This is a genomic window from Kiloniella laminariae DSM 19542 (genome assembly GCF_000374005.1).
Lineage (GTDB): Bacteria > Pseudomonadota > Alphaproteobacteria > Kiloniellales > Kiloniellaceae > Kiloniella > Kiloniella laminariae.
On record NZ_KB893134.1, the window covers coordinates 370,730 to 384,394 of the forward strand.

The 13,665-nt window shown below is 53.1% G+C and carries 11 protein-coding genes; 3 read left to right on the forward strand and 8 right to left on the reverse strand.

The window, feature by feature from the left end; translation table 11 throughout:
- Nucleotides 1-22 precede the first annotated feature (22 nt).
- The 6 genes from B152_RS0101800 to B152_RS0101825 all read right to left on the reverse strand — a co-directional run bounded on the left by B152_RS0101800 (nucleotide 23) and on the right by B152_RS0101825 (nucleotide 8,117).
- Nucleotides 23-580 (reverse strand): nitrous oxide reductase accessory protein NosL, encoded by a 558-nt coding sequence (locus B152_RS0101800; protein ID WP_020590663.1) that lies wholly within the window; start codon nucleotides 578-580, stop codon nucleotides 23-25.
- On the reverse strand, nucleotides 577-1,407 hold the full coding sequence (locus B152_RS0101805; RefSeq protein ID WP_020590664.1) for an ABC transporter permease subunit: 831 nt from the start codon (nucleotides 1,405-1,407) through the stop codon (nucleotides 577-579). The genes B152_RS0101800 and B152_RS0101805 overlap by 4 nt, the downstream gene beginning before the upstream one ends.
- 1 nt (nucleotide 1,408) lies before the next feature.
- Complete coding sequence (locus tag B152_RS0101810) at nucleotides 1,409-2,335, reverse strand: ABC transporter ATP-binding protein (protein WP_020590665.1); 927 nt, start codon at nucleotides 2,333-2,335, stop codon at nucleotides 1,409-1,411.
- Nucleotides 2,332-3,666: a nitrous oxide reductase family maturation protein NosD gene (locus B152_RS0101815; RefSeq protein WP_020590666.1), complete on the reverse strand. Its 1,335-nt coding sequence runs from the start codon at nucleotides 3,664-3,666 to the stop codon at nucleotides 2,332-2,334. Before B152_RS0101815 ends, B152_RS0101810 begins: the two co-directional genes overlap by 4 nt.
- A gap of 26 nt (nucleotides 3,667-3,692) precedes the next feature.
- The gene (gene nosZ / locus B152_RS0101820) at nucleotides 3,693-5,594 is read right to left on the reverse strand and encodes a TAT-dependent nitrous-oxide reductase (protein WP_020590667.1); all 1,902 of its coding nucleotides are present in this window, start codon (nucleotides 5,592-5,594) and stop codon (nucleotides 3,693-3,695) included.
- 72 nt (nucleotides 5,595-5,666) lie between these two features.
- Nucleotides 5,667-8,117, reverse strand: coding sequence for a NosR/NirI family protein (locus B152_RS0101825; protein WP_020590668.1), 2,451 nt, complete (start codon nucleotides 8,115-8,117; stop codon nucleotides 5,667-5,669).
- Nucleotides 8,118-8,607: 490 nt separating this feature from the next.
- Between B152_RS0101825 and B152_RS0101835 the strand changes: the two genes are divergently transcribed.
- Nucleotides 8,608-9,186: a transporter substrate-binding domain-containing protein gene (locus B152_RS0101835; RefSeq protein ID WP_020590670.1), complete on the forward strand. Its 579-nt coding sequence runs from the start codon at nucleotides 8,608-8,610 to the stop codon at nucleotides 9,184-9,186.
- A gap of 16 nt (nucleotides 9,187-9,202) precedes the next feature.
- On the opposite strand, the gene hutG is transcribed toward B152_RS0101835, so the two are convergent.
- The gene (gene hutG / locus B152_RS0101840) at nucleotides 9,203-10,039 is read right to left on the reverse strand and encodes an N-formylglutamate deformylase (protein WP_051082926.1); all 837 of its coding nucleotides are present in this window, start codon (nucleotides 10,037-10,039) and stop codon (nucleotides 9,203-9,205) included.
- A gap of 97 nt (nucleotides 10,040-10,136) precedes the next feature.
- Here hutG and B152_RS0101845 point away from each other — a divergent pair, with 97 nt between their 5' ends.
- Both B152_RS0101845 and B152_RS0101850 read left to right on the forward strand, forming a co-directional pair.
- Nucleotides 10,137-11,501 (forward strand): formimidoylglutamate deiminase, encoded by a 1,365-nt coding sequence (locus tag B152_RS0101845; RefSeq protein ID WP_020590672.1) that lies wholly within the window; start codon nucleotides 10,137-10,139, stop codon nucleotides 11,499-11,501.
- On the forward strand, nucleotides 11,498-12,199 hold the full coding sequence (locus tag B152_RS0101850; protein ID WP_026261197.1) for a histidine utilization transcriptional repressor HutC: 702 nt from the start codon (nucleotides 11,498-11,500) through the stop codon (nucleotides 12,197-12,199). The genes B152_RS0101845 and B152_RS0101850 overlap by 4 nt, the downstream gene beginning before the upstream one ends.
- A gap of 140 nt (nucleotides 12,200-12,339) precedes the next feature.
- Here B152_RS0101850 and B152_RS0101855 read toward each other — a convergent pair whose 3' ends face one another.
- The gene (locus B152_RS0101855; RefSeq protein WP_020590674.1) at nucleotides 12,340-13,566 is read right to left on the reverse strand and encodes an aminotransferase class V-fold PLP-dependent enzyme; all 1,227 of its coding nucleotides are present in this window, start codon (nucleotides 13,564-13,566) and stop codon (nucleotides 12,340-12,342) included.
- Nucleotides 13,567-13,665 lie beyond the last annotated feature (99 nt).

Genomic DNA, 13,665 nt, shown 5'->3' on the forward strand with positions numbered 1-13,665 from the left:
GATAAGTGTTTAAAATCGTCTGTCATTGAAAGCCGGAAAGATCCGGGTTATCGGGAATATCGACCATGCCCAGAACATAGTCGCTGGGTATATCGTCCAGCGCGACAATGCGCCCGCCGTTCTGCTGGATAAAATCCCGGGCCGCTGAGGAACTTGAAAAGGGGATCACGGCCGGGGCTCCCATGCCGCCGCGTTGCTGACTTTCGATCACGAGCGTCGCCTGTTCCAGGGCAATCCAGGGCCCGGAGTCCGGGTGGTTCCAGTCGGCCTTGGCCATATCAGTCACATAAATGGCCGTAATCTCGTTATTTTCGTCAGGCAGACGCAGAAACCCGACAGCATCTCGTGTGGCGGCAAACCACAGCGGGGTATCTTTGCCAAGAAGGTGAATCTGGGCCTTGGGGCCGGGATGCCCGGCTGCGGTCATGCCACAGAAATAACTCTGGTCTTCCGAGGTCATGGTCGCTGGATCCGGACGTTTAGCTTCTTCCTGGTCAAAACAGCCAGCAAGAAGAACGGTGCCCAGAAACAGACTGAGGAATTTGGGCAGAAAGTGATAAAGAGCAGATGAGAAAATCATAGTTCTCTCCGCGAAAAGAGAAAGCCCGAGATGGTGAAGGGGATCATGATCCAGGCGTTCAGGGCAGCCAGGGCAAACCAGGGTGGCAGGATTGCCCGGCCAGCAATGGAGGACATGCCTGAAAGGGCTGCGGTACTGTCAAACCCGGTGAGGTTGAGCAGGCGGAAAGAATCGGCCGGGTTGAACAGCAAAAGCAGATTAACCAGATCGGCCTTCAGGGTTTCTCCCTGATCGACCACAAGGATACCCAGAACGGCCATGTCGTAGAGCAGAACAAAGAAAAGCCAGACAGCGACAGCGAGGCCGATGGCTGTGGCCCGCTCTTTTACAACGACGCTGAGAAGATATCCCAGCGAGATAAAAGCGCTGCCGAGCAGGACGGTTGAGCCGATTAATCCGGCAAAGGCCGCCCAGTCCTGTGCCGAGGTGGATTCTGCGCTCGCGGCAATCAGAACCCCCGCGGAACCATAGCCAACAATGGTGGCGAGAGAGAGAATAAAGCTGTGGCCCAGAAACTTGCCAAAGATCAGCTGCCACCGGCTGACTGGATAGGTCATGAGCAGCAGCATGGAGCCGCGCTCTATATCCCCGACGATGGTGTCATAGGAGAGCATCAGGGCAATGAGAGGAACCAGAAAGACAGAAAGGCTTGCCAGGCTGATGACGGTAACCTGCATCATGCTGGCTCGTACACTGCCCACGGGAGCAGTTCCGACAAAGGCGAGGCTGAGGGCTAGCAGGGCAAGCAGGGCGGTTGCCGCAAGAATCCAGCGGTTGCGCAGGGCATCTTTGAACTCTTTTCCGGCAATGGTCCAGATGGCGTTCATCTCAGGCCTCCTTTCTGGTACTGAAGACAGCATAAAGCTGGTCGAGAGAACTGTTGGAAAGCTCGATATCCTCAACAATGGAACCGAGTTCTCCGAGATGGCGCAGCAATAACATTTTTGCCTGTGGCGGACATTCCAGTTCAAGGTGACGGCCATTGAGGCGGGTGATCTGTGCCTGGTGTTTGCGCAAGGGAGAGGCAATCTTATCGGCCATGCCTTCCTTGACGGTAATACGAATGTTCAGGGGAAGCCCGGCGCGTTCGCGCAGTTGCTCCAGTGAACCGGAGGCAACAACACGGCCGGAGTTCATAACGGTCACCGCATCGGTCTGGGCTTCGAGTTCGGTCAATACATGCGAACAAAGCAGAATAGTAACGCCTTCCCGGCGCAGGTCCCGGATGATGTCATAAAACTGGTGACGCGCCGCGGGGTCGAGACCCGAAGTTGGTTCATCAAGCAGCAACACGCGGGGCTTGCCAAGCAACGCCTGGGCCAGGCCAAGGCGCTGTTTCATCCCCTTGGAGTAGGTTTTGAGGCGCCGATCAATCGCCGCGCCCAAACCGACAGTTTCCATCAGTTCAAAACAGCGTTTGTCACTCTCGTGTTTAAGCCGGGCATAAAAACGAATCAGCTCCCGGCCTGTCATGTTTGGCTCGAAAGAGACGTTTTCGGGCAGGAAGCCAATTCCTTCGCGTCGGTTAAACGCGTCCCGGTCGCAGGGATCCTTGCCCAGAATGGTCAGGTTGCCTGCTGTTGGTCTGATTAATCCAAGGATCAGTTTCATTAGCGTTGTTTTACCCGCGCCATTGTGACCGACCAGAGCCATAAGGCAGCCTTCGGGAACAAAGAGATCAACATCGCTTACCGCCTTGTGAGAGGGGTACCACTTGCTGACCTGATTGAGAGAGATGCTGTTGCTGTCTGTCATTGAAAGGGCGCCTTTGTGGCAGGAGGNTTTTCATCTGGCCCGGAGATCAGGAGGGCAGAAATTTCGGGCGGAGTCATCAGCGGGGCGCTGTCATAGACTCCTCCGGGTTGCAGCGAAGGGAACTGGGATTGTGACCAGCGCAGAATTTCGAGTGCGGGTGAATTGATCAGGAGCTTGGCCGAGGGATAGGCCCAGATCACATGGTCGAGCACATCGTTCGGGCGATAGACACTGTCGGCAATACCGTCGCCATTGAGATCAAAAGACGGGTTGTCGCTCCAGTAATTTCCCCGGTTGTTTTCAGACCAGTCGAGACTGCGGGTTCCGACATATTTGACCTGGTGCTGATTGTTGATAAAGGCATTTTCAGTGACGAAGTTTCTTTCCGAGCCAGCGGTGAAGTGGATGCCGATTTCGCAGCCTTCAAAATGGTTGCGGCGAAAACGGTTTTTGCTGGAATTATAGATGAACACACATTTCACGCCGCCATTCTGTACCTGGTTGCCTTCGAAAAGCGACTGGTTGGCGTAGTTCAGGGCAAAGCCATGTTCCCGGTCATTGATCGAGTGATTGTTTTTTACCGTGAGTTTTTTTGAAAACATCAGGGCAAAGCCAACATCGTTTCCCCGCGAAACATTTCCGGAGACCTCGCTGTCGTTGGTATACATATAATGGATGGCAAAACGGGTTTGTTCGAAAGTATTGTTTCGAAATATGTTGTTCTTGCTGGTGTTGGTGAAGATACCATCGCGGCCATAGCGCACGGTGTTGCCTTCAACCACAGAACCGGGAGAATTCCAGATCTGGATGCCATTGCCCCGGTCATTGACCTGCAGGACTTTCAGCCCCTCAATCAGGTTGTTTTTCACCCCGGCCTGCTTCGGTCCCCAGAGGTAGACCCCGATCAGATTATTCTGAAGGTGATTGTTCTCGACCCGGCTTCCGTGGGCTGATTTGCTGACAAAGATGCCTGAATCCTGACGGGAGAGATCCTGACCCGAATTGATGATCTTCAATCCGGATATAACGGTGTTGGGGGCCAGAATCTCAATGGTATGGCCTTTAGTCTGTCCGTCAATAATGGCCCCGGTTTCGCCTTGAAGCGTGATGCTCTGCTCAATCAGGACCGGGCCGTTGTACGTGCCTGGAGAAAGAATGATTTTGTCGCCGTCGCGGGTTTTCTCCAGAACCTCTGTTAAGGGAAGAGATTCTGGAGAGACCCGAAAAATCTCGGCCTGGCTCCCCCCAGGAAACCCAAGCCCTAGCAGACAGCAGCCAAGGGCAAGGACGCTGCGGCAGGAGAGGGTTTTTCCGGGGAGAGCACAGGACATGATTTTCACTCTGTTAATTGAGTTGATCAGGCTGGTTCAACCAGCATCCGGCCGCGCATCTCCATGTGGAGCGCATGACAGAACCACTGACAATAGAACCAGTGCACACCAGGCCGATCTGCAATAAAGGTCGCAGAGGCGGTCTGTTGCGGGCTGATTTCAAAGGCGATGCCATAGTTGGCAAGGGTGAAGCCATGGGTGAGATCCTCGACGTCATCCAGGTTGGTGATGACGATTGTCACCTCGTCCCCCTGCTTGACGGTGAATTTCTCAAGGCTGAACTCCGGCGCTACCGAGTTCATATAGACCCGTACCTTGTTGCCATCACGAATAACATCCTGACAATCTTCAGGATCAACCCCGTCCGCCTTAGCCATGGCAATGGTATCGGCAAAGGTCGGATCGTCTCGTTTGTAGATGTGTGCAGGGTTCACAACAGAGCGATGCACGATGATACAGTCATGGGGCTCGGCAAAGGTCGGGCCGTCATGAACGATTTTCATCTCATCACCGGAAATATCAATAAGCTGATCGTTTTCCGGTTTCAAAGGGCCGACATTGATGTAGCGGTCTTTTGAAAATTTGTTAAGTGTAACCAGCCACTTGCCATCTGCTTCGGAACTTTCCCCCATAGAGGTATGGTTGTGCCCGGGTTGGTAATGTACATCCAGCTTTTGAACGATAGGATCGACCTCCTCCCCTTTGTAGGCGCGAATAGCTTTATCCAGGTCCCACTTGCAGATCTGACTGTCGAGGAAAAGCGTGGTGTAGGCATTGCCCCGGTTATCAAAGGCTGTATGCAGAGGGCCCAGACCAAGCTGCGGCTCGGCGACAATGGCTCCCCTTGGTTCGATTTTGCCTTCAAAAACGTCATCAAGCAGCTCGACATCAATCACGGAAACGGTCGGAGACAGCTTGCCATTGACGACAATGTGGCGCTTGTCGGGGGAGGCATTCACACCGTGCGGGCTGTTTGAGATCGGAATATAGGCTGTCAGAGGTGATCCCTTGCGGCCATCAACCACCGGCACGCCACCTTCGTAGACCTCGTAGTCTCCTTTTGCCACGGCCTCTTCAATACGTTTGATATTGAAAACAACCGCGTGATCCTGTTCCGAAGAGGACATTTCGGCAAGGTTGACGCCTTCTTCCGAATTGTAACAGGAAGCAATGGCATATTTACCCTGATAATCTGCATCGACGTTATCAAGGTTGCCGCTAACCTTGACCTGCCATTTGACTTCCATCGTGTCGCCATCAATCGCACTGAAAATCGCGACGTATTTGCTCGGGTCATCCAGAACAGACCCGTCATTTGGCAGGGGAATCCGGTGTTCACCATTGGCAAAGATATATCCGGTACGTGGATATCTTTGCGGGCGTAAACCGTGAATGTCGGATGCATTCGGGATTTCGATAATCTTGTCGACTTTCATGATATCGCAGCGAACACGAGCCACACGTGTGTTTGCTTTGTCATTCATAAAGATATAACGGCCATCATAGGCCCCGTCCGTGAAGGACATATGGGGATGATGCAGATCTCCGTTCATATAGTCTCCGCCACGGGTTTCCAGAAACTTTCTGGTTTTTGGCAAGAGATTTTCGGTCAGAATTTTTTTGCTTTCATTGGTCACGCCCCAGCCGGTTGCTGAACAGCGGTTGAATACAGGTATGCGCATGAATTCACGCATGGATGGAACACCCATAATACGCAATTCACCAGCCTGGCCTGAGGACCAGAAACCGTAGTATTCATCCAGTTGCCCTGGTTCAACCGAAGCCGAATTACCGCTGGAAGCCTGGGCCGCTTTGGGGAGACCGTTGATGGCAGTGGCTCCTGCTGCTGCTCCGACACCGGCGATGGTGGCCAGCTTGGCGGAACCGCCAAGCAGGTCTCTTCTGGACAGGCCTTTATTTTCAGACATGTCTGTGCTCCTCTTTAATGTGCCGGCCTGTCGCTTGTCTCACCACTCAACAGGTCTGGCGTGCAGTCCCCCCTATGGGGACGGTTCTGCTGCTTCGGGCTTGTTGCCCGGAGCAGCTCTGTCCTCGCTGCCTGGATTTTTTTGATTTCGGGCAGGGTGAACAGATTGTTTCTTGTCGTCTGCGTTATCTGTGCCGATAAAATCGGGAATTTCAGCCGCAGGGCAGCCGCCCTTGATCAGGTTTGCACTTTTGCTTTGCATATCCTGAAGCCGTTCGCTGCGTTTGCGTTTCTGTACCATTGGCGGGCAGCGGTGGTCGTCATGATAGACAACCTGGCAATGCAGACAGTACAGGCATTCGTTCGGATTGATTTCACCTGTGGGATGAATTGCCTGGACCATGCATTCCTTGGCGCAGGTCTGGCAGGGTTTGCCACAGTCTTTTGGGTGTCGTTTCAGCCATTCGAACATGCGCATGCGCCCGGGTATTGCCAGGGCAGCACCGAGAGGGCAGAGATAACGGCAATAGAAACGTTCAACAAACAGTCCGGCGGCCAGCAGGCTGACGGCAAAAAGCACCCAGGGCCATTCGCGGACAAACTTGAGAATGATGGCTGTCTTGAAAGGTTCAATCTCGGCCCAGTGTTCTGCATCTTGCAGGGAATAGAGCGAGAGGCCGAACAGCGCGAGGAAGATGATATATTTCACTGGCCAAAGACGTTCGTGCAGTCCCCATGGCAGCTCGAACTGTGGCACCCGACAGCGTTTGGCGATCTGGTTTAAAAGCTCTTGCAGTGCGCCAAAGGGGCAAAGCCAGCCGCAATAGGCACCGCGGCCCCAAAACAGGAGAGCACCGGCAACGGAGAGCCAGAGCAGGAAAATCATCGGTTCCATCAGGAAGTAGTTCCAGCTGAAATCCGTCAGTAACGCGTTGAAAAAAGTAAGGACGTTGACAACAGAGAGCTGGGCCTGAGCATAAAATCCGACAAAAAACAGGGTAAAGGTCAGGAATGAATTTCGGGTCCAGACGAGCAGTCGAGGGTGCTTGACCAGCCAGTCCTGAAAAAAGAAAATTACTGTGAGGACAGCCAGTGCCAGAGACAGGGCGACAATCTCCAGCTGCTTCAGGTCCCACATCCGTTTCCAGAGCGCAATCCGGCTGGCATCTTCAGAAAGATCAGCCTGGCTCTCTTGAGAAGCGACAGTGTCGGGAACGGCTGTAGCCAGTTTTTCAACTTTGACATAGCTGCCCGGCAGGTCATAGCTCAGATCAAAGGCAAGAAATACTTTCTTGATTGCCCCGACTTCACGGTTGGCCAGGAGTTCGATTCTGAAGGTTTCAGCCGGGTTGAAAGGAACGTTGGTCGGGATTCTGAAAATACCAATTTCCTTGAAATCCGGAGTGCCTTCTGCTTCGAGATCACCAATACGAGTATGAAGTTTATCGCGGAAGCGAACACTGTTTTCGCCCTGGATCAATTGAAAGCGGTCAAAGATCCCGCCACGGACATAACCAGAACCCTTGAAAGAATATCTGCCGTTGGCAAAAATCATGACGGCTTCCTGACCGGGTTCCAGACTGGCAAGCAGGTTCTGGTATTCGGCTTCACCAAGCAGGGTTCGGCCGATGACGGGAACGGAAACCGGAGCAAGGTAAAGATCAATATATATTTCTTCCGGGTCGCCCTTTTCCGGCCTTTGGGCGGCAATGACATTACCGGATTCGGCGAAGGCTGCGTTGATTTCATCAAGCGTAATAACCCGGTGCCTGATCGCGCCGTTGCCAAGCAGAGTATCCCAATCGACCGGGGTTGTCTGGGTTCGGTCCACTGTCCGACGTTCACTCGGCCCTTGCGCGGGGGCAGCAGCTAGCCCGCCCAGACCGATGTGACGGGCAAACTTGATGGCAGAGCGAAAAATTGAATCCTCGATCACCATGATGGTGACTGTGGCGCCGCTGATCATATCCACTTCACCGGCATCCCGTCCTTTGCCGGTACGGGCAACAGCATCAATACCGCTGTAACCCGCCATGAAGTTGGTGATCTTTTTTTCCGGAATACCTATCAGAACGATGGGTTCGCTGTGCTTTACCAGTTTTGTGCCGGTAATTGTGCCCTTGAGATCAATGCCGACCATGACGTGAATGGGTTTACCGGAATAGCCTGTTGCATTGACAAAGTCGGTGTTGAGGTAGGCAAAACCGACCTCCTCGCCATCTGCAATGATTTTGGCGTAGGGAGGTGTCGCGGCGACGGGTTCGAGTTTGCTGGCTCCGGGGAAAAGTTCTTCTGCGGTGATCTTGCTGCTATATTTGGCAAAATTCCCGGACTGACCCGCGTCGTTTGCGCTTTTGGCCAGACCTGTGGTGCTGAGAAAAAAATATAAAAAGAGGACCACAAGCAGGGAAGCCAGGGTATGGAGCAGGACGGCGCCTTGTGAGAAAGCGGGCGTTAGGGCGACGGCGTTTGGACCGCGCTGTAAAGTTCTGGTATCCTGAGCCCACGCCTTTTGGTCTGGCACGCGACAACTCCCTTCGCATCCATTAAGTCCTGACAAGGGGATCTTCTGCCTGTCGAAGGGGGCTGCCCTTGATGTAGGTCAATAAACAGAAAAAAGATGTGATTAAGATAGATGTTATGTGAGCTAATCGCGCTTGGGGACTGGTTAAGAATTAGTGTGGTACAGTTTCTCAAGGTTGGATGAGTGTGTCTGGATGAGCCGGAAAAACCTTGATCTGAAATAAGTGTTGGACGGGAAGCTGATATTGTCTGCATGTGAGAAACGGGTTGTTGCTGCATTCGTTATCAGGCGGTTTTCTGATTGTTATTGTATCTTTTTTCTGTTGCTGACTCTGGTTTTTCTTGTGTTGAGTTTTCCGGTTCGTGCCCAAGAACCAGTTCAGACCCAAGGCGATGTGATCAATTTTGTCACTCTGGATCACCCGCCCTAAGGGTATTTTTCCAGTGCGGGCGAGCCCGAAGGTTATCTGTTTGAAATTACCAACAGTCTGATGGAAGAAGCTGGAGTAGCAGGAACCAATTCTGTTCTTCCAACCTTGCGGCTTTTCAAGGCTCTTGATGAAGGGGCCGCGAGCTGTGCCATTCTTGCCCGGGTTCCTATTCCTGAAGCCCGGTATGACAAGCTTGCGCCTATCGGCAAGGATATTCAGCTGGGTGCCATCCCGAAAAAATCGGTTCTATTGGAAAAGTATGAAGATCTGGTCGGTTTAAAAATTGCGGTGCCGAGAGGCGTTTTTGTCGGTGACCCCTTTGATCATGATATCAGATTGAAAAAAATTCTGACCGATAGTTATGATCTGAGTAGTGTCTTGTTCAAATTTGACCGGGTTGATGCTGTTGTTGGAGCCTATGACAGCCTGCTTTTTAATATGCAGCGGGCGGAAATAGAGCCGGAAAGAATTGGTCTTCCCCTGATTTTTTCTTCCGCGCCCATGTGGGTGATGTGTCAGCCGGGGAAGGTTTCTTCTGATCAGAGAGCCCGCTTGATCACGGCAACAGAGAGACTGCGCAGCAATGGCACGATTGCCAGAATCATCAAAAAATATCTTCAGGCTGATCCGGCTCTGTAAATCAGGAGAATCTGGCTCAGGAACGCAGGCTGCCTGAAAGAACAAGCTGAGTAAGCTGATCAAGGATTTCCCGTAGATGCGGACGAAGGAGATCAGCCTTGGCCTTGTCGTAGTCAAAGGGGAGCTGTTCCCTTGCCAGATGGGTTGTCTGGGTCAGTTCCATCTGGATTGCGTGAATTCCTGTTTTGGGTTGCCCGTAGTGGCGTGTGGTCCAGCCGCCCTTGAAGCGTCCGTTAAGGACAGTCGTGAATCCTTCGGCTTTTTGACAAATATCTTTAACGACCTGTTCAATCAGGGCGTGGCAAGTCTCGCCATGATTGGTGCCGATACTAAAATCAGGCAGTTTGCCGTCAAATAGAAAAGGAATATGCGAGCGGATGGAGTGGCAGTCATAAAGAATGGCTGTGCCATGAAGCTGGCGAACCCGTTCCAGCTCAGTGGCAAGTGCTTCATGATACGGACTGTGAAACAGAGTGCGTCTGCGTTCGATTTCATCAGCATCCGGTTCCTGGCCAGCAAGATAGATTGGCTGGTTATCAAAGTCGGTGAGCGGGCAGAGACTTGTCGTGTTCTGGCCGGGATAGAGGCTGACCCCGCCGGGATCACGATTGGCATCAATGGCGTAGCGATGGAAATTGGCTTTGACGATTGTTACTTCCGGTAACAACCCGCTGTAGAGCTGGTCTATGTGCCAGTCGGTGTCCGTCAGCATTTTCCCGGTTTGATTCAGCTTTTCCAGTATATCCGCAGGGAGCCATGTGCCGGTATGAGGCATGCCGAGAACCACCGGACTGCTTCCTCTTGTCACTGTTACAGCAGTTGGGGTCGAGGGATGTGGGCTGGAGGAGGGCATAGGGAATCTCGCTTGCGAACTGGCTTGATTAGGATGAACTTTTTTGTATTATGTCTGCACATAATGTTTTGTCAAGATGATGACCGGGAGAAGCAGAGTGAGACATTTATGGGCTGAACAGGCGCTGACCGACAGAGGCTGGGAAAAAAATGTGCAGGTGACCATCGGGGATGATGGTGTGATTGCAGCTGTGGAGTCCGATTGTCTTGCCAAAGGACAGCGTTGCGGCATTCTCTTGCCCTCGCCGACCAATCTGCACAGTCATGCTTTCCAGCGTGCTCTTGCCGGTATGACAGAAACCCGTGGCCAGGACCCCCGGGACAGTTTCTGGACCTGGCGCAAGCTGATGTACCGTTTTCTGGATCACCTGACCCCCGATGACATCGAAGCCATCACAGGCTTTGTCCAGATGGAGATGCTGGAGGCCGGCTACGCAGCGGTTTGCGAGTTTCACTATGTCCATCATCAGGCTGGCGGTATTGCCTATGAAGATATTGGGGAACTCTCCAATCGCATTGTCGCTGCGACGGCGGAAACCGGGATCGGCCTGACCCTCTTGCCAGTGCTTTACGAACACGGCGGTTGTGATGGTCGTGCCCTTGGGCCCGGGCAAATCCGTTTTGGCAACACCCCCGGGCGTTTCCAGAAACTGTTCGAAGCCGCAGATAAGGCACTTGGTTTCTTGCCAGGTGATAGCCGACTGGGTGTTGCGCCGCATTCTCTGCGCGCTGTCAGTCAGGAAGGACTGACCTTTGCAACCGGGCTGGCCCCGAAAGCTCCGTTGCATATGCATATTGCGGAGCAAACAGCGGAAATCGAGGAAATTCAGGCGGCCTGGGGCAAACGTCCAATGGAATGGCTGCTTGAGAACCATGAAGTCGACAGTCGCTGGTGTTTGATTCATTCAACGCATATGGAGCCGCATGAAACCGAAAAACTTGCCAGATCAGGCGCTGTAGCCGGACTTTGTCCGATTACGGAGTCCAGTCTTGGTGACGGAATCTTCGACGGGGTTCGCTATCTCTCAAATGGAGGAAAATTCGGGATCGGTTCTGACTCCAATATCCGGATTTCCCTGTCTGAAGAACTGCGGACGCTGGAATATTCTCAGCGGTTGCGGGATCGGGGCCGTGCGGTTTTGGCGACAGCCGAGAAATCAACAGGGCGAGTACTGCTTGATGGTGCCGTTCAGGGTGGAGCCCAGGCCGGACAGCGGAACGCGGGAGTTTTGAAAGCAGGGATGATCGCCGATCTTTTTGCTCTGGATGCCAGTGCTGTAGATCTTCTTGGCAAAGAAGGGGATGCACTGCTGGACAGCTATATCTTTGCCGGTGATGACCGCATGATTACGGATGTCTGGTCTGCTGGCCGTCACCTGGTAAAAGAAGGGCGACACATCAAACATGATGCCCTTGTTGCCCGTTACAAAAAGACCATGCAATCGCTTAGAGACAGAGTTTGACAAGGCAGGAAATCAACAGCTGGCAAAGCGTCAAGGCGGAGGTGATGCGCCGGATTGTCGAGCGTGTCTGGTTGCCCGGGGACCAAATCCCCAACGAGGTTGATCTGGCCGAGGAATTCGGTTGTGCCAGAGCCACGGTCAACCGGGCTTTGCGTGAAGTTGCCGAGGCCGGTCTTGTCGAGCGGCGGCGCAAGGCCGGGACCCGTGTTGCGCTGAACCCGACACGCAAGGCAACGCTTGAAATTCCCATTACCCGACAGGAAGTTGAGCAGCGCGGATGGCGCTGGCGTCATGCTATTCTCGAACGGGAAGAAACCTTGCCGCCCGTGGCCGTGACGACAAGGCTTGGTCTGTCCGGGAAGCTGCCGATGCTGCATATTCGTACGCTGCACTATGCGGATAACAATCCCTTTTTATATGAAGATCGCTGGGTCAATATCTCGGCCATCGAAGCAATCCGGGCGGTTGATTTCCTGACCATCGATGCCAATGAATGGCTGGTCCAGAATGCGCCCTTTACCCGTGGGGATATTACGTTTTCTGCAGCTAACGCCACGGAACTTGAGGCCGAGTTGCTAGAGACTAAAGAAGGGGCGGCAATCTTTGTGATCGACCGCACAACCTGGAATGCGGATATCCCGGTTACCCTCGTGCACCTGGCCTATGCGCCGGGATACCGGGTTCATACGGAACTCTGAACAGGGGTCCAGAGGTGTAAAGCTATAGGGAAGCCTGTTCAGGCATGAGTTCCTCGGCAAGAAATTTTCGATAAAAAAACTGAGAAGCTGCGGGCGTCCTGAGACTGTGATTTTTTTGTAGATGCGTTATGTCTGAAACATTAAAGCGTTGCATCCAGTGCCTTGAGCAGTTTTTCTATGTCGTTGGGGCTGGTGTAGTGGACAAAGGAAACGCGCAGGGCCCCGGCTTCCGGGTCGAGGTTCATTCCCTGGAAAAGCCGGTAGGAATAGAAGTGGCCTCCGGCGGCCATTATACCGTGTTTCGACAGTTTTTCAGCAGCGGCGCGGCCGTCCCCTTTAACAACCATGGAAATTGTCGGAGCCCTGTCTGCCGCAGTGTCCGGGCCGAGGAGCCTGATATCGTTGCGTCCGCGGATATATTCGAGGAGAGGCATCATCAGGGCTTTTTCTTGTGCCTGGAAGAGGTCGTGAATCTGGTGTCCTCGTTTTGCCCTGTCCGGTTGATCCTTGAAGTGGTGGGCATGTACCGCATCAAAATAGTCGGCAATACCACCGGATGCAGCAATCTGGGCATGATCCGGTCCGGCCGGGGTGAGGCGTTTGTGGACAAGACCTGCGTTGAAAAAATGCCCCTGGTTGGCCAGGGCATCCCGGGTTTCTTTTCGGACAACCATCAATCCCTGATGCGGGCCAAAGGTTTTATAAAGTGAGAACAGATAAATATCAGCCTCGAGAGCAGTGACATCTGGAAAGCCGTGTCCTGCGTAGGAAACACCATCAACCACTACACGGGCACCAACTGCATGTGCCCGGCGGGTGATTTCTGCAACCGGGTTGACTTGGGCAATAATATTCGAGCAGTGCGGAAAGGTCACCAGTCGGGTTTTGTCGCCAAGAAGCCGGTCGAGGTCTTTGAGATCGAGATATCCTGTTTGGGGGTCAATCTGCCATTCCCGGATGATAATCCCGCTTTCGGATAAACGTCGCCAGGATCCGGAATTGGCCTCGTGATCCTGATTGGTGACAATGATTTCGTCTCCGGGTTGCAAAATTGCCTTAAACGCCTGGGCCAGAACATAGGTGTTCTGGCTGGTGGAGGGGCCGAGATCGATCTCGTCCTCCCCAACATTCAGATAGGCGGCGAGTTTGGCTAGGGCGTGGTCCATCTCCTGTCCGGCCCGTTCGGAGGCAGGGAAGGGATGATAGGGCTGTAACTTGGTTTGCCGATAATAACGGGTCAGGTGTTCAATCACCTGGCTACAGGCATAGGATCCGCCGGCATTCTCGAAAAAGGACCAGTTTTGCAAAGAAGGTTCTTCAAAAGCAGGAAACTGGGCGCGGATAAAATCGAGATCAAGACGGGTCATGACGGGCTCACTGGGCAGGAAAGGGGAAGGTTACTTCTGTCGAGTTTGGATGCAGGAACTTTATCAAACAGTTTTTTCCTGCTTTGCGTCAAGTCATTC